The sequence below is a fragment of the Mesobacillus jeotgali genome, from assembly GCF_031759225.1.
Lineage (GTDB): Bacteria > Bacillota > Bacilli > Bacillales > Cytobacillaceae > Mesobacillus > Mesobacillus jeotgali_B.
Window position 1 is genome coordinate 2,154,911 of record NZ_CP134494.1, and the last position, 15,736, is coordinate 2,170,646.

Below are 15,736 nucleotides of genomic sequence, written 5' to 3' on the forward strand. Positions count from 1 at the left end.
TTTATAAAGCCAGTTACCGGAAGGTAAACGACTATGAAATTCTAAGAAAACATGAGTAAATCGGCGTTTTGGCTTCATTTATTGAGGGAGGATAGTTGAAAAAAGTTGGAATGATTTCAAAGAAAATAAATAGAAAAGAGTAAATACAATGACTACTATTGGACTTATTAGGCATGGAATTACTGAGTGGAATTGTCTTGGCAAGGCACAAGGGATATCCGATATACCTTTAAATGAACTTGGCAGAGAGCAAGCTTTAAGTGTAGGGCAAAGACTTTTACAGGAAGGAAATTGGGATTTGATTGTTTCAAGTGATTTAAGAAGGGCAGTTGAAACGGCAAGTATAATTGGATCCTTATTAAATATACCTCTTACCTATGACAAAAGAATTCGTGAAATTGATTGTGGCCAGATTGAGGGAACGACGGAAGAAGAAAGAATCATGAAGTGGGGGACTAACTGGCGTAAACTAAATCTAGGAATGGAAAAGTTTGAGGATGTATCAAATAGAGGGGTTGAATTTGTAGAGGAACTAGCAAGTACATATAACGGAAAACAAGTATTAATAGTAAGCCACGGTGCCTTAATCGGACTAACATTACAAAAATTACTTCCACAAGTATTTCAAAAAACGTATATAGATAATACCTCAGTAACAATCTTGAATAATTGTAATGGCGAATGGAATTGTTCCCTGTATAACTGTACTAAACATATTAGTTAAAAAGCGTTGATGTAGGCAGTCTTTGTCCAGAAGTTACTTATTAAACAATCGGAGCAGGAATTTTAAACAAGGAACCAATCAAAATGAAACTAATTTTAAATTTAGTTCGTCTCTTATTTGTATGGAGATATCATAATGAATTTTGTAAAAATTCTACTTCCACTTATTATATTGTTTATATTTCTAGTTAGTTGTAATAAAGATTATTCAAGTAGTTCTTCTATCAGTAATCCAACTCCAAAAGATTATCTAAAGTACGATAATGCAGATATTTTTCTACTTGATGGTTATGTGTTTTCAAATGCACAAGATGTAAAATGGGTAACAGACTTGGATTATGAATTAGGTGTGCAAATCGGGGAAATTACAGAGCAAGAAGATAAGGCATCAAAATTTAAAAATGGTACAGCGAATATATTGCCAGTTGGAACAAAAATATACGAAACAGATACACCAGCATATGTCGCAATTATTAATGGAAAAGAGATACCATATTTAAAGATGGTTGAAGGATAAGTTGTTATTCAAATATAGGGAGCGTTGATCCAGGAAGGATTTAACGCTTTTTTTGTGGAACTTACTTATTGAACAATCGAAGCAGGAGTTGAAGAAAAGTTGATTACAAAAGCGTTCTTATTTTATGAACATTGTAATGAGTCTGCACCTTTAAATAACTGAGTGTATAAAGCAGAATACCGTGAAATGATATTCTGCTCCTGAGAAAATTTTATTCTCCTTGGGCACCGTTTGTAGTCACTCTTCGAATGTGGTTATCTTCAAAATTGTTTTGACGAGCTTTCTCCACTTTATCATTTAAAAGTTTCTTTTGGTCTACCTCAGATGAAGGTGTCTGCTTATCTTGGGACATTGGTGTTCCTCCTTTATTAAATATTGCCTACATTCTTATTTTGCTGTCCTTTTTAAAAAATAATCATAGAAAATTTAATTGTGAATAAATGGACTTAAAGTAAATGGGGCACGGGTTGACGATGGATTTCTAGCAAACAGCCCATTTCGTTGATCAACTAACGAGGAAGGTTACTTCAATAAAGGTAACAACTAAAAGAGATGTTAAAATGGATATATTAAAGTGGAAAATCCTTGTGGGGAGGTATATAAATTGGGCAGAGAAATACATTTTGGTGAAAATGAACTTATTTTGAAGTTAACAGGTTTAACTGGATACTTTGCTGTTTTTGACGCCATTAATTATCCGAAAGTTGACGGTATTGCCTGTCCAGAATTAGTCGATTATAATGTCCGTATATAATTCGAAACATTTCGACATTTATTCTGGAGAAAGGAAAAGACGTCCCCCATAAATGTATAACTGCGCCAACAGTTATACAGGAGACGTCCCACCAAAAAGTATATGGTTATTGTATCAGATTATCAGCTGATTGAAAACACTCATACTGGAGTTTTTAGTTAGGGGTGCGGGGAGGATTCCTTCCCCATGCTGTGGTAAAGACATGTTGGTTAGAGGTACAAAGAATCGAAAAGCCAAGGATCATACAGGTCAGAGTAAAACATATAACATCCGAAGATTGCAGTGCACCAATTGTCAGACCATCCATCATGAACTTCCAGATTTATTGATTCCTTATAAACGCTATGAGGCTGAATGTATCGAAGACGTTCTTACGAACCCGTCCGCCCATATTGTTGCTGCCGATGATTCCACTCTTTCGAGATGGCACGGCTGGTTTCATCAATTTGTGGATTATTGGATTGGCTGTTTGAATTCCATCATGATCAGGACCAACCAGGGAAATATCCCCCAGGATGTCACGTCCAAATGTTCAGGGACCGCACTTCAAAGGATAGGACGCTTGGCAGGAGATGCCAATGGATGGCTGACAAGAATTGTCCGGCCCATCGTAAATATTAATTTATGGATACATACCCGTTCCGCATTCATTGTCCAATAGCACCTGATTTACACTCGTGATAGACACAGAGAGGAGAGTGTATCATGAGTGATCATAAGAAATCAGAAGAATTGGCAGTGCATCGTTTTCAGCTAATATCCCCTTTATTAGCAGAGGGGCTTGACGCTGGGAAAGTAAAGGAATTAAGAGACCAGATAGCGAAGGCCAGCGGTCTTTCAGAAAGAACCATCAGGCGATATTTGGCTCAATTTCAGGAAGATGGGTTTGGGGGACTAAAGCCACAAGGAAGAAAAGGTGCTCGAAAGTCTGAGGCTATCCCTCCTCATTTATTGGAACAGGCAATCCTTCTGCGTAAGGAAGTGCCGAGCCGGAGCGTGGCTCAAATCATACAGATACTCGAATGGGAAGGGTTGGCTGAACCAGGGCAGATCAAAAGATCAACGCTCCAGGAAAAGCTCGCTGAAAAAGGTTACAGCACCCGGCATATGCGACTCTATTCCCAGACAGGAGTAGCTGCCAGAAGATTTCAGAAGCGACATCGCAACCAACTCTGGCAGTCAGATATCAAGTATGGTCCCTACTTGCCGATTGGTCCGAATGGAATAAAGAAACAAGTGTATCTTGTCGCCTTTATCGATGACGCCACCAGGTTTGTGCTTCACGCAGCTTTCTATCCTACCTTGGATTCAAGGATCATCGAGGATGCCTTCCGCCAGGCTATCCAGAAGTATGGTGTTCCAGAGGCTGTTTATTTTGATAATGGAAAGCAATATCGAACCAAATGGATGTCGCGTACCTGCTCAAAAATAGGCACCCGCCTTACTTACACACGGCCGTACTCAGCTGAATCAAAAGGGAAAATTGAACGCTTCAATAGAATCATAGATTCATTCATTAGTGAGGCTGTCATCGAAAAGCCCAATACACTTGATCGTCTGAATGAGCTTTTCCAAGTGTGGCTCACAGAGTGTTATCAGAATAAGCCTCATTCTGCACTTGGGGAGAAAATCAGCCCGGAAACGGCATTTCGTTCAGATAAAAAAGCGATTAGGTTCATCGATCCTGATACCTTGAGTAATGCATTCCTCCATTGTGAAACAAGGAAAGTCGATAAATCAGGATGCATAAGTTTCATGGATCAAAAATATGAGGTCGGCCTGGCTTTCATTGGACGACAGGTTGAGGTGGTTTATGATCCTGCGAATATCGAGGAGCTTACCATTGAGTTCGAGGATCATACTCCTTGGAAAGCCAAGAAACTTGTCATTGGGGAAAGAGCTGGGAAGCGTCCTGCATTACCTGAGCACCTGCAGGTGCAGGGTGTAGAATCTTCAAGACTATTAAAGGCAGCTGAACGAAAGAACCAGGAACGCCTAACCGAACAGAAACCTGCCGTGACCTTCCGTGCCGTTTGGAAGGAGGAAGATTCCCGTGTTTGAAGCATTCTATGAAATGGACAACACTCCTTTCGCCAGAGATCTTCCGACTGATCAATTGTATGATTCCTCCATGGTGCAAGAAATCCTTGGTAGGCTGAAGTACACAGCTGAAAGACAGCTTTTTGCCGTTCTGAGTGGGGATAGTGGTACTGGAAAGACCACAACCATCCGTAAGTTTGTGGACAAATTGGATAAAGGGAAATTCCATATCCTTTACCTGTCCGACTCTAAGTTAACGCCTCGTCATTTTTACAAAGGTCTTTTGGAACAGTTAGGCTCTGAAGCGAAGTTTTATCGAGGAGATGCAAAACGGCAGCTTCATCGTGAGATTGAATTAATGAAAGGCATACGAGGGCTACAACCTGTAGTGGTAGTGGATGAAGCTCATCTTCTGGACCGGGAAATGCTTGAAGAGGTTCGTTTCCTACTGAACTTCAAAATGGATTCGCAAAGCCCGATGGCGCTTATCCTGGTCGGTCAAAGTGAATTATGGGATCGGCTTCGACTCCAATCATACGCAGCCATACGCCAAAGAATCGATATCCAGTTTCAGCTAGGACATCTCGACCGTGCCCAGGTTGAAGAATATGTTTCTAGGCACCTTCGATATGCCGGTGTTGATCAACCAATATTCTCTGATGGAGCACTTGACGAGATTCATCGCTTCTCTGGTGGTGCCGCAAGGCTCATTAATAAGCTCTGTACACATAGTCTTCTCTATGGTTCACAAAATGGCCGAAGGATCATTGATGATCATATGATCAAGCAAGTCATCCAGGGGGAACTTTCATGAAAACCCGCTGGAAAGAGATGAATTATAATGAAGAATTGGATTGTTGGGTTGTGTTTTGGGGAGAGAACTCCGGCTATAAGATGCGATGTGGTGAATGGTTTGATTTACATCTAGGAAATGGTCGGACCCTTTCCTGCCGCCTGGAGCTGGGCAGAGATTGGTATATTCTTACCGGCCGAAATGACGTTAGATTCTATCTTAAGAAAAATGAGACCTATCAAGTTGATTTGTAAAAACTTTTGGGAAGCATGTGAACTGCTTCCCTTTCAATTTTGGACAGTAGTTCCGTCAGTTTTAGGACAATTAACATCGTCAAGTTCTGGACATTGTAGAACGTCATTAACACTTTGCATTGAAACGAAAAGTTCATATTCCTTACCACACAATAAATGATGTATTAGTTGATTATTTTGACGCACCACAATGGATGCTAAGGATGCCTGGTACTTCATTTTCCCCATTAAATATTTTTGAGGGTAGTTTTAAATATGCGGATGAATGGTACTTCTTATCCTATGAACGTAGGGAACCACTAGTCATAATTGAGTTGAATGGACATAAAAAGTATAAATATGTCATTTTTCAAATCCATAACCCAACTGATGTTGCCTCAGAACTAAGGAAACGTTTAAGAAATAATTAAATAAATCCCCAAATGTTCATCTTCTCTTATTGAACAAACTGGTGCTAATGTTGACGAAAAAAATCTATTTAAAAAATTGTTGGAGCCCTTCGTTATCTTGAGGCATTTTCAGTTGCGAATTTACTTACCAAATTGCCTACTAATACTACTGCGTAATACTATGTGAATAGCACATTAAATCATATTTTGCACTTAAAAACCGCTCCCCTTAAAGTTTAAGAGGGGAGTTTTTTGTTTTATATAGGATAACAAGGAATAATGAATCTTTTGTAGATTCTTAGAGAAAACATCCAGGGGGTGGGTTAATGACAGAATTCGTGTTAAAAAGTAAAACAGAAGCGTTTCTTTCTACATATCAATTATATGAAGACGATGAAATCCAGCAAATAGCTGCAGCATCGCTTATGTATAGTTGAAGCTTTTGGAATAGAAAAAGGAATGAGAATTCTTGAAATTGGCTGTGGCCAGGGGGAAACAACCGTGGCTTTAGCTGATGCTGTAGGGAATGATGGGAAGGTGATCGGTAAACCAATTACGCCAGACCATATATGGACAATACCTTCCATTAATTCGGATGCTCCAATTTCTTTTATAGCTTTTTTAAAATAGGAGCTTCTTTCTTCTGCAGTATACATTTTTGAACTCGCTTGAATAATTTTTACTCATTTTAGCATAAATTCAAAGTCTTTTGTGCTTTTTTTGGCAAAAGGAGGAATTAGTATTTCATGAGTAAATCAGCTGAGATAGGGAAAATATATTCTGTTATCAGTAAAAGGAGGTACTTTCAATGGCAAAAGTATTAGCCGTTTTATCAAGTGGATACAAAGACGAGGAAAATAATTATGAAACAGGCTGGTGGGGTGAGGAATTATTCGCTCCTATGCAGCTTCTTGAAGAGGCAGGACATCAGGTTGACCTGGCATCGCCGCTTGGTGGCAAGCCGACGATCGATAAGATGAGTATTAGTAAAGAGTACGATCCAAATGGTACTTATAAAGAGCTTTACGAATCCGGAAAAGCTGATGATACGAGGAAGCTGTCAGATGTGAAGGCTGAAGACTACGATGTTGTGCTCGTAGTTGGTGGACATGGTGCGATGTATGATCTCGCGAAGAACGATGAATTGCATAGAATTATGAACGGTATTTACGATAGTGGTGGCATTGTCGCTGCGGAATGCCATGGGCCTGCACCGCTTGTTTTTGCAAAACGTCCGAATGGGGATAGCTTTATCGCAGGTAAAAAAGTGACTGGTTATCCAGATGAAATGGAACCAGATGGTCTATTGGAGATCCTGCCATTCAGCCTCGAACAGGAAATGCGTAAAGTCAGCCAGTATGATCAAGGAGACCTCGAAAAGACAGGGCATGCTGTCTGGGCGGACGATCAGCTCGTGACAAGCCGGGATCCATTTTCATCAGAGTTAATGGGAAAAGAACTCGTCAAGGCTCTCGAGAAGAAGATCAAATAAATTTCGATCATCAGGAGAAAATAACCCAAGTTGGTAAATATGTTAAGGAGAGTTGATTTGTAATGGAAAATGGCAATAAAGTAGCGATTATCACAGGTGGAGGCAGCGGATTAGGTCAATCTACAGCACTTCGACTAGCCGAAGAAAAAGTGAATATCGTTGTGGTTGATATCAGTGAAAAAGGCGGAAATGAAACAGTTGAGATGGTAAAAAAGCTCGGTGTGGAGGCTGTTTTCATCAAAGCTGATGTTTCGAAACAAGAAGAAGTTAAGAATTATGTCGACAAAACAGTTGAGCAATTCGGCAAAATTGACTACTTTTTTAATAATGCCGGAATCTCTGGAAGCGGTTCGTATTTCCTCGAATCTTCCATTGAAGAAATTGAACAGATTGTCGGAATCAATCTTCTAGGAGCCCTTTACGGTGTCCGTTATGTAGCAGAGGTCATGCTGAAGAATGGCGGAGGTTCGATTGTGAACACCGCATCAAGTGCAGGCGTAATTGGTCAGGATTCAGTGGTTACCTATTCTGCTACAAAGCACGGGATTGTTGGCTTAACTAAGAGCATGGTCGCGGAGTATGGAAAAGATGGTCTCCGGGTGAACGCCATTGCCCCGGGTCCAACCGAGACGCCAATGGTAAAATCTTTTTACGAAGCAAATCCGGCAATGAAGGAAAATGCAACAAAAGGGATCCCGCAAAGACGCCTGGGTAAGCCAGAGGAAGTTGCTGAGCTGGTAACCTTCCTGCTAACTTCCAAAGCAGAGTATATTAATGGAGAAGTCATCCGGATCGATGGCGGGTTTACCAATACTAAATAACAGTGAGGATGGGGTAAGGGAGAAACTTACCCCGGCTATTTATAAAAACTAAATTCACTTGATATGGGTTAATCCTACCATCTATAAACATTATCACATGTATTAGCGATTGGTTCATAATAACAATGCTGTTTATATTGTCCTGCGAAAGGTTGATTGTACCATGTAGGAGGACAAGGAGCATATGGATTGAAATACCAAAGTGCATACTTGGAGGGCTGTTGTCTCCAATAATCCAATGTTTGTTTTGCCAGCCTCTTTTCTTTACTTCTTGCTCTGTTATAAAAAACATTCCCCTTTTGAACGGCCTCGAATGAGTAATTTCCCCCTTGAACTTGAAAAATCACGTCTCTAACAGATCTTAAATCTTTGAAATCCAGACAATTCGCTTTCAGTCGATTTACAACTACATTCCCAACCATAAGCATTCCCAGCGGACCTTCACCTTCCGCTTCAGCCCTCATCATCCTGGCAATCAATGCAACGTCACTGTCGACATATTTTACCCTTGGCATTTTTATCACCTCTATAAAAATTGTATTAAAAGCAGCTTGTCATAATGTTAAGAGGTTACGAATAGCGTGAGATAAACATTAGAGGGAGTGGGACAAATTCGGTTTGCACCATTTTGGTTTAGCTATGCTGAACCCAAAACTTAAGGGGCCCTGTCTGCGGGGGACATCGTTAAGAAGTTATAAAAAGAAGGCATGTTACCGTAAGAGAGAAGAAACACGAATGACGGTCACAAGAAGCTTGAACTTGTGCCCGAGCAAGCGGAGAATCCCTGAGTTGGGTCACAAGAAAGCCGAACTTGTGCCCGAGCAAGCGGGGAATCCCTGAGTTGGGTCACAAGAAAGCCGAACTTGTGCCCGAGCAAGCGGAGAATCCCTGAGTGCGGTCACAAGGAGCAAGATGCCCGTATGAAAGAGGGAATCCACACATTGGGGTCAAGTACTTATACAATCTGAGATAAAATGTGCATCAATCGATCCCTTCATCTTTAAAAAGTGCCGGGTTGGCGGTGGTATTTAAACTTTGGGTGGACGCCCACAGGTTTCCGAGGAACCTTGGCATCATTTGCTGAGATGGAAGGAACCCATATCTTGAAAAATAGACAAAGAGTTTCAAATAATTACGTGCATTGCCAGGAAGGTGAATTTCTTTAGCATAAAACTCGTTTTCTGTCACTGTTGCAAAGGATCTGGTCTCGAAGCCTGAGACAAAGCGAGTTTTCTCACCCTTGTACTCATTCTCGATAAAATGGATCTTCTTGATAATCGTCGGATCGTCACTTCCATCGTAATTGGCTATTCTTGCCTGCATGAAAGCTGAAACAGAATCCAGCTCAGTTACGAGTGAGAGGACATGCCCATACGCTTTATCATGTCCTTCATAAATTGGCTTGATATTTAACATTTCCATTATATCAATTAACTTAAGTGGCTCATCTTTTAAATATGGAGGCCTGAAAATCTGCCTTGAGAGCTTCAATTGGTCCAGCGAGCAACACTCGAATGAGGTAAAGAAGTACCATTGCCCCTTATCATCGAGACTAATATCATAGGTTTTATCATTATCTTCCAAAATATAATCCTTAAAGCGATTCTCTTTATCGAAGCTAAAATCACGTTCAGATTCATTACTTGGAATGAAGCCAAAAGGAGGTTCAATCGGGACGGCAATTTCAGAGAAAAATTTATTTTTCATATAATAACACACCTTTATTAAAATCAAAGATACATACAGATTACCCATTATTATTTAAATGAACACTTGGAAAGTGGTGATATGCCTGATTCACGACTGAATAGAGGAAAGCAGCAGCCAAAAGGAGGATTTGATTATCCTGGTGCTTGATGATTAATAATAAATGCAGGAGGATTCTAACCTGACAATGCAGAAAATTTATATAGACCATTTACAAGGAGTGAAGAATTTATGATAAATAAAATCGGTCAAATCATGCTGTATGTGAATGATCAGGATGCTGCTGTGAAGTTCTGGACTGACAAACTGGGTTTTGTTGTTAATGCAGAAGAAGATAATGGGCAGGGTATGAGATGGATTGAAATTTCTCCAAGTAAAGAGTCAGAAACAAGCATTGTACTGCATAATAAAGAATTCGTTGCGAAAATGTCGCCTGGAGTCAATCTTGGTACACCTTCATTAATGTTTTACTCTGAGAATCTTGAAGAATTCCGCAGCGATTTATCAAATAAAAACGTGTTTGTCGGTGAAATTGTAAACATGCCTTCAGGCAGGGTATTTAATTTTGCTGATGATGAAGAAAATTACTTTGCTGTTATGGAAAAATAAAACCTTGAGGCCGCTTTTTAACATAAAGCGGTTTTTTATTTTGCCGTGTTTATACCTAAGGTTTTAGAAGGTAAAAATTATTGGAAAAAGAAGGGATGTGTCATCTTTTATCGAATTTTTCAGCGTAAGGTATTGGACATTAAAAATGAGTATGGTGATTCCATACTCAAATTCAATACTATTAAAGAAAGTAGTCCTTGTACATAAAAAATGTGGATATTACTGATCCAATTAAATAAACAACCGATGCGTAAAATGCATATGAGGGTGAAAACTTTTCCGGAGATTGGTTCATTTTAATCCCTGTTTCACCTTGAACGTGCATATCAATACTTCGGCTTGTGAATCCGCCTGATGAACTAAAGTAGTAAATAAGGAATGTGCTGGCCAGTGCTACGAAAACTGAAACATCTATAAAGCTGTAATCGATTATTAATGTTACTCCGAAGTTGATTAATCCGATGATTAGTAAAGTAGCTATAAAACTTATTGTTTTACCGATGGTGATTACCCCCTTTTAAGTTGTTACGCATGGTAAAGGAAAAAGGTTTCATTTTTTTGTCAATTCAGGGGGGATTCCCTAAAAGTTGTTTCAGAGGAGGCGGAACCATTAGTAAATTAAAGCACCTATAATCCGATCATAGAAACATAGAATCGAGTTCAATTATATACGAATGGATACGAAGGGAGAGTTTGTACTGAGAAGGCTAGTGATTATAACGGTAGGTAAAACACACAGCGGAAAAACCACCTTCGCACGTGCTCTAGAGAAAGAGTTGCAGAACTCTATGGTAATTGACCAGGACAATCACGCGGAATTCATCAATTCATATTATAAGGCCTTACAACCAACACAGGGACCCAATACTCTAAAGCACGCTATATACAAGCTGGTCGTCCATTATGCAATAGAGCAAACAAATTACCATCTTATTATATGCAACACAAATCGTAGTCGAATAGACAGGTCTTTTCTTTTTGAAGAACTATTTCCCAAAGATGATTTTATACAGATCATTGTTCATTTTGATATTCCATACGAAGTTCTTCAAGGTCGAGTTACTGAAAGCCAGCGCAGTACTAATATCTTCAGGGGAGCTTATTCCAATTTTGTAGAGGTGTTGCAAAAACAGCAGACTGACTCCTTAAAGGATGATGTAATGGATCCGGTAGAGGATGAAGCAGATCACTTATTTGTGATAACGGACAACACACAATGTGAATCTGTTATTCTAGAAATTTTACAGATAGCCCGACAGTAATTTGTTCGGGCTAGTCTCATTGGGGGATTTCACATTAAAAAGCTAGTCATTCTCTTTGTTCTCTTATTGCTTTCAGCCTGTGGACCTAGATTAGATGAAAATGCTCAATTAGCAAAAGAATATTTAAAGGATCAAGGGTACTCGATTAAGTCATACGAGGGTAAATATTCTCATATCATCGAAAGGGAACAATTAGTTCATAAGCCGGAAATATCAGTTTGGGCCGTACAAACAGTAGAGCCTGATGCCTATATTGGAAAGGAAATAACACAAGAGAGATTCATTGTAAAAAATCATCCTCTTAGTAAAATATACGGCCCACAGAAAAGTTTTTCCTATAAGGTATCAGTCAGTGTTTTCATGTTTAATGGGAAAATAATTGGCGGTATATCTTTCCCGGTGGGGAATGGGATCGCAGGCTCACCCTATTCACTTGATGGCAAAACTGCTGAAGAGGTTATAGAAATGGACTATGCAGAATGGAATAAACAATGGAATGAGAAATATGGGTATTAAGTCTTTTTAGTGCTGCTCGATCTAAGCAGTACTTTTGATAAAGTACTCTTAAATAAAGAGGATGACTAAAAACTATCTTAAAAGGGGGCAATGGATGAAAAGAGTAGCTTTACTGGTTTTCATTTTTATATTTGTCTTGACTGGCTGCACGATTACAAGGGATTACTATCAGGTGTTTAAAGGTAAAAGTGATCACTGGTCCGCTGTACTGATCCAGAAAGGCAAGGTCGAATACAGAGATCATGACAAATTCGAAAACCATTATGAAATGAAATATGAACGAAACCATACTTTAAAGCTGCAGTATATTGGCAATGAACTGGATTTAGGGCGCACAGTGGAATACTCATATGATTATGGCAGCTCAGTTCGAGAAGTATTAGAAGGAGAGCCGATTGCTGTTGATGAAGTCTTCACATCATCGAGTTCCAGTGAAGGCACCAGCCATATTCCTAAAGACTCTAATTATAAACCACTCGATAATAAGGATACTATATTTGAAGTAATCATTAAGTGGAATGGTAAAGAGGAAAAAATTAAGTTAAAAGGTGAGTGAACGCACGTTGCTTTAATTAAGAAGTTACAGGCAGCCTTTTTACAATAATGAAGAATGAATACATTAACGTTGGCTTGGGAATAAGTACGACAAAAAAGCTATTACGATAGAAAAACTCGTAATAGCTTCCCTTATAGGCTATTTATTTTCCTTTATACCCAAAATTCATCTGTTGGTAGCGGCCTTTGATAATTTGGTAGATGCCGTATAAGATCAGGCCGGCTGCCATGATCGCTAATAAAAATTGGCCAAATGGCTGGTTTGCCAGTTCTGTTAATGCACCGCCCAGCCCTTTTGACTCGTTTGGGTTATGTGTGTATGCAGTGCGAATGAAGAAGAACCCAACCATACTTAAAACGATGCCCCTGGAAATGAGCCCGATTTTTCCGGAAATGCGGGTTATTTTGCGTTCTTTATCATTCATTTCATACGTCTTGAATTGTGTCATGAACTTTTCTTTTGCACCTTTATAAAGTTCATAAACACCATATCCAATTATAACTCCGCCTACTATTCCGACCAGCCAAACTCCGAATGGCTGCTCCATCAACTTGGCCGAAATCGTTTTCTCTGAATTATCGCCACCTGCTGAACCGGTGTTGCTGGCTAATTTAATCGCTCCGAAAGCTAAATTACTATAAATCAGCGCGCTGATGAAATAGCCTGCTCTTTTAACCAATCCCTTGGCATCTGTCCCTTCATCTTCAGGATCCTTAATTGCTTTTATAAAATCCCAAAGAATATAACCGATTAGCCCAATGCCGATGAACCACAAGGCAATTTCACCGAAGGGCAATGTGGCGAGTGATTGAAGAGCTCCTGATGTTCCGGTCGTATCACCGCTAGGTCCGAATGCAGCTAAGGCTGCGAGCACTCCAACCATACCGTAAACAAGGCCTTTGGCAATGTAGCCAAAACGAGCAAACCGCCTTACCCACGGTTTAGCTTCCCTCAATTTATTTCTGACTTCTATCGTTGATTGTGAATTCATGGTTTGTACACTTCCTCTATGATTCTCTTTAATAGGATGTTCCCCTTTTACCTAAAAAAGAAACCACTGGCCGTATCTAGACTGATAACCTTGTTGTGTACCTGTCCAAACAGAATGGTTTCAACACTCTCCATTGCGGGAAAAATAAAAGATAGCTTTTCACTATAGGAGGTTAGCAATATGCCATATAATTCTTTAAAAGACCTGCCAGATGCAGTAAAGGATAACCTGCCACATCATGCCCAGGAAATTTTCAAAGAGGCATTCAATTCAGCCTCAGAGCAATACGATGAAGAAGAAACAGCCTTCAAGGTGGCATGGAGCGCGGTGAAAAATGAGTATGAAAAGAATGAGGATGATGAATGGGTAAAGAAAGAAGAAGATGAGTAAACATGATGGGTTAAAAAAATACAATATGATAATAGCCGCTATCCATTTGTGGAGGCGGCTTTTTATATGGTCCTACTAAAGGAATTGGAAATTCTTACTGTTTTTATCTTCTGTAAAACTTATACTAGAGTCAGAGAGATTTAGGGGAGATATATAAATGTACAAAATCATGCTAATTGAAGATGATCACCAGCTTTCTGCGCTGATCAAAGAAAATCTAGAGCGCTATGGATATGATGTAATTTTGCCAGAGCATTTTACCAATATAGAAGAAGAGTTTTTAACAATCAATCCAGATCTTGTCTTGCTGGACATTAACCTTCCATATTATGACGGCTATTATCTGTGCAGAAGTTTCCGGCAGAAATCCACTGTGCCGATTCTGATGATTTCTGCACGAAGCCAGGAAATGGACCAGATCTTGGCCATTGAACTGGGTGCTGATGATTTTATCACGAAGCCGTTCACTTTTGAGATGCTGCATTCCAAAGTCAAAGCAACATTGCGGAGAGTCTACGGAGAATATGCGGTGAAGGGTGATAAAAACATCTGTGTCGGTTCCTTATGCCTGGATGAAAAAACAATGAGCCTTGAATACAAAGGAAAGAGGGTCGAGCTTTCCAAAAATGTTTTTAAACTGCTGAAAAAATTGATAGAAAACAAGGGATCTTTTGTCACAAGGGAAGAGCTGATTGAAGAAGTATGGGATTCTGTTACGTTCGTGGATGATAATACACTTACGGTGAATATGACGAGAATTAAACAAAGTCTGTCAGAGCTTGGTTTGAAGGGTTTAATCAAAAGCAAAAGAGGTGTAGGATACATGCTTCAGGATCCTTCGGGTGGCAGAAATGATTAAAGCTTTTTTAAAAGACCGAATGCTTCTTATTTTGATTTACATATTGAATTTGGCCAGTATCCTGCTGTTTTTCTACCTTAATGTACCGGCGGATACGGAATTTTTTTACCCGGTATCGATAGGGCTTTTTTTGCTGCTGGTTTATTTAGTGATTGATTGGCTGCGATATTACCCAGCGAACTCCGCAGTTGCACAACAGTTAAGGAATCAGGACGCCGAGGTCCAAGCTAATACCGAGGAACAGAAGAATTTTAAGGAATTATTGTCTAAGACAGTTGGCGAACAGTCCCAAAAATACACTGAATTAAAAGAGCAAAATAAAGAGAGACTCTATTTTCTGTCTCACTGGCTGCACCATTTAAAGACCCCTGTTTCCGTGATAGAGTTGATTATCAATAATGAAGAAAAGACAGAGGCATTGGAAAAAATTCAACAGGAAAACAAACGGCTGCATGCTTCAATAGAGCAAGGGTTGACGATGATCAGGATGGACAGCTTTGAAAATGACTTTGAACTTAAGGCGGTTGATTTGCTCTCCACATTGAGGAAGCTGATCAACGCCCGAAAAAGAGAGTGGATCTATCAATCCATTTTCCCTTTAATAGACTTTGATGAAGAACAAGCCATCATAGTCACAGATCCAAAGTGGAATGAGATTTTAATTGACCAGATTATCTCCAATGCCATTAAGTACTCTGGGGAGAAGGCAGGAAATAAAAAGCTGGTTTTTCAGATTGAGAGAAAAGCCGAACACATTTGTTTATGTATTGTTGATCAAGGAATCGGAATGCCAGATTATGATCTTGAGCGAGTGTTCCAGCCATTTTTTACAGGTGAAAATGGACGTAAATTTCCAAACTCAACTGGGATCGGACTTTACTTGAGCAAAAAAATAGCGAACAAACTTGGAGCTCAGATTGAAATCCAATCCAAACCCGGGCAAGGAACGACAGTCCAAATCAAGTGGCTAGCCGGTAAAAGTGATTGATACCTTACAAAAGTGTAAGGTTTTTTTTAGCATCATCGATGGCTGCCTGATCACGAAAACAGTAGGATGTTGTTA

Annotated in this window: 21 protein-coding genes and 1 pseudogene; 18 read left to right on the forward strand and 4 right to left on the reverse strand. The window is 39.6% G+C overall.

The window, feature by feature from the left end:
• Positions 1-148 precede the first annotated feature (148 nt).
• Both RH061_RS10755 and RH061_RS10760 read left to right on the forward strand, forming a co-directional pair.
• On the forward strand, positions 149-724 hold the full coding sequence (locus RH061_RS10755; RefSeq protein ID WP_311075982.1) for a histidine phosphatase family protein: 576 nt from the start codon (positions 149-151) through the stop codon (positions 722-724).
• Positions 725-859: 135 nt separating this feature from the next.
• The gene (locus RH061_RS10760) at positions 860-1,240 is read left to right on the forward strand and encodes a hypothetical protein (protein WP_311075984.1); all 381 of its coding nucleotides are present in this window, start codon (positions 860-862) and stop codon (positions 1,238-1,240) included.
• Positions 1,241-1,451: 211 nt separating this feature from the next.
• Here the strand turns inward: RH061_RS10760 and RH061_RS10765 are convergent, their stop codons facing one another.
• The gene (locus tag RH061_RS10765; protein WP_311075986.1) at positions 1,452-1,592 is read right to left on the reverse strand and encodes a hypothetical protein; all 141 of its coding nucleotides are present in this window, start codon (positions 1,590-1,592) and stop codon (positions 1,452-1,454) included.
• Between the two features lie 252 nt (positions 1,593-1,844).
• On the opposite strand from RH061_RS10765, the gene RH061_RS10770 reads away from it, so the two are divergent.
• From RH061_RS10770 to RH061_RS10810, 9 genes and pseudogenes are all read left to right on the forward strand, one after another.
• The gene (locus RH061_RS10770; protein WP_311075988.1) at positions 1,845-1,994 is read left to right on the forward strand and encodes a hypothetical protein; all 150 of its coding nucleotides are present in this window, start codon (positions 1,845-1,847) and stop codon (positions 1,992-1,994) included.
• A 130-nt stretch (positions 1,995-2,124) separates the two neighbouring features.
• Entirely contained in the window at positions 2,125-2,655 is a 531-nt protein-coding gene (locus RH061_RS10775) for a DUF6431 domain-containing protein (protein ID WP_311070903.1), read from the forward strand.
• Positions 2,656-2,699: 44 nt separating this feature from the next.
• A complete protein-coding gene (locus RH061_RS10780; RefSeq protein WP_311070902.1) occupies positions 2,700-4,055 on the forward strand; it encodes a DDE-type integrase/transposase/recombinase in 1,356 nt (451 codons plus the stop codon).
• Positions 4,048-4,848: an ExeA family protein gene (locus RH061_RS10785; protein WP_311070901.1), complete on the forward strand. Its 801-nt coding sequence runs from the start codon at positions 4,048-4,050 to the stop codon at positions 4,846-4,848. The genes RH061_RS10780 and RH061_RS10785 overlap by 8 nt, the downstream gene beginning before the upstream one ends.
• Entirely contained in the window at positions 4,845-5,081 is a 237-nt protein-coding gene (locus RH061_RS10790) for a DUF5348 domain-containing protein (protein WP_311070899.1), read from the forward strand. Before RH061_RS10785 ends, RH061_RS10790 begins: the two co-directional genes overlap by 4 nt.
• 113 nt (positions 5,082-5,194) lie before the next feature.
• Positions 5,195-5,491 (forward strand): annotated as a pseudogene (locus RH061_RS10795) (hypothetical protein); the annotation flags it as partial.
• A gap of 480 nt (positions 5,492-5,971) precedes the next feature.
• Complete coding sequence (locus tag RH061_RS10800) at positions 5,972-6,100, forward strand: hypothetical protein (RefSeq protein WP_311076367.1); 129 nt, start codon at positions 5,972-5,974, stop codon at positions 6,098-6,100.
• A gap of 178 nt (positions 6,101-6,278) precedes the next feature.
• Positions 6,279-6,962 carry a type 1 glutamine amidotransferase domain-containing protein gene (locus RH061_RS10805; protein ID WP_311075990.1) on the forward strand — a complete coding sequence of 228 codons (684 nt, stop codon included), beginning with the start codon at positions 6,279-6,281 and terminating at the stop codon, positions 6,960-6,962.
• Positions 6,963-7,024: 62 nt separating this feature from the next.
• Positions 7,025-7,783 (forward strand): SDR family NAD(P)-dependent oxidoreductase, encoded by a 759-nt coding sequence (locus RH061_RS10810; RefSeq protein WP_311075992.1) that lies wholly within the window; start codon positions 7,025-7,027, stop codon positions 7,781-7,783.
• Between the two features lie 74 nt (positions 7,784-7,857).
• Here the strand turns inward: RH061_RS10810 and RH061_RS10815 are convergent, their stop codons facing one another.
• Together RH061_RS10815 and RH061_RS10820 are read right to left on the reverse strand one after the other, a co-directional pair.
• Positions 7,858-8,298 (reverse strand): cell wall hydrolase, encoded by a 441-nt coding sequence (locus RH061_RS10815; protein WP_311075994.1) that lies wholly within the window; start codon positions 8,296-8,298, stop codon positions 7,858-7,860.
• Positions 8,299-8,764: 466 nt separating this feature from the next.
• A complete protein-coding gene (locus RH061_RS10820) occupies positions 8,765-9,490 on the reverse strand; it encodes a hypothetical protein (protein WP_311075995.1) in 726 nt (241 codons plus the stop codon).
• Positions 9,491-9,721: 231 nt separating this feature from the next.
• Between RH061_RS10820 and RH061_RS10825 the strand changes: the two genes are divergently transcribed.
• The 4 genes from RH061_RS10825 (at position 9,722) to RH061_RS10840 (ending at position 12,433) form a co-directional block, all read left to right on the forward strand.
• Positions 9,722-10,099: a VOC family protein gene (locus RH061_RS10825; RefSeq protein ID WP_311075996.1), complete on the forward strand. Its 378-nt coding sequence runs from the start codon at positions 9,722-9,724 to the stop codon at positions 10,097-10,099.
• Between the two features lie 674 nt (positions 10,100-10,773).
• Positions 10,774-11,361, forward strand: a complete 588-nt coding sequence (locus RH061_RS10830; protein ID WP_311075997.1) for an AAA family ATPase — start codon at positions 10,774-10,776, stop codon at positions 11,359-11,361.
• A 66-nt stretch (positions 11,362-11,427) separates the two neighbouring features.
• Entirely contained in the window at positions 11,428-11,877 is a 450-nt protein-coding gene (locus tag RH061_RS10835) for a hypothetical protein (RefSeq protein WP_311075998.1), read from the forward strand.
• A gap of 94 nt (positions 11,878-11,971) precedes the next feature.
• Positions 11,972-12,433 (forward strand): hypothetical protein, encoded by a 462-nt coding sequence (locus RH061_RS10840; protein WP_311076000.1) that lies wholly within the window; start codon positions 11,972-11,974, stop codon positions 12,431-12,433.
• A 142-nt stretch (positions 12,434-12,575) separates the two neighbouring features.
• Here the strand turns inward: RH061_RS10840 and RH061_RS10845 are convergent, their stop codons facing one another.
• The gene (locus RH061_RS10845) at positions 12,576-13,424 is read right to left on the reverse strand and encodes a DUF1206 domain-containing protein (RefSeq protein WP_311076002.1); all 849 of its coding nucleotides are present in this window, start codon (positions 13,422-13,424) and stop codon (positions 12,576-12,578) included.
• Positions 13,425-13,604: 180 nt separating this feature from the next.
• Here RH061_RS10845 and RH061_RS10850 point away from each other — a divergent pair, with 180 nt between their 5' ends.
• The 3 genes from RH061_RS10850 to RH061_RS10860 all read left to right on the forward strand — a co-directional run bounded on the left by RH061_RS10850 (position 13,605) and on the right by RH061_RS10860 (position 15,661).
• Positions 13,605-13,814, forward strand: coding sequence for a ChaB family protein (locus RH061_RS10850; protein WP_311076003.1), 210 nt, complete (start codon positions 13,605-13,607; stop codon positions 13,812-13,814).
• 157 nt (positions 13,815-13,971) lie between these two features.
• A complete protein-coding gene (locus tag RH061_RS10855) occupies positions 13,972-14,673 on the forward strand; it encodes a response regulator transcription factor (RefSeq protein WP_311076005.1) in 702 nt (233 codons plus the stop codon).
• Entirely contained in the window at positions 14,666-15,661 is a 996-nt protein-coding gene (locus RH061_RS10860; RefSeq protein WP_311076007.1) for a sensor histidine kinase, read from the forward strand. Before RH061_RS10855 ends, RH061_RS10860 begins: the two co-directional genes overlap by 8 nt.
• Positions 15,662-15,736: the final 75 nt, after the last annotated feature.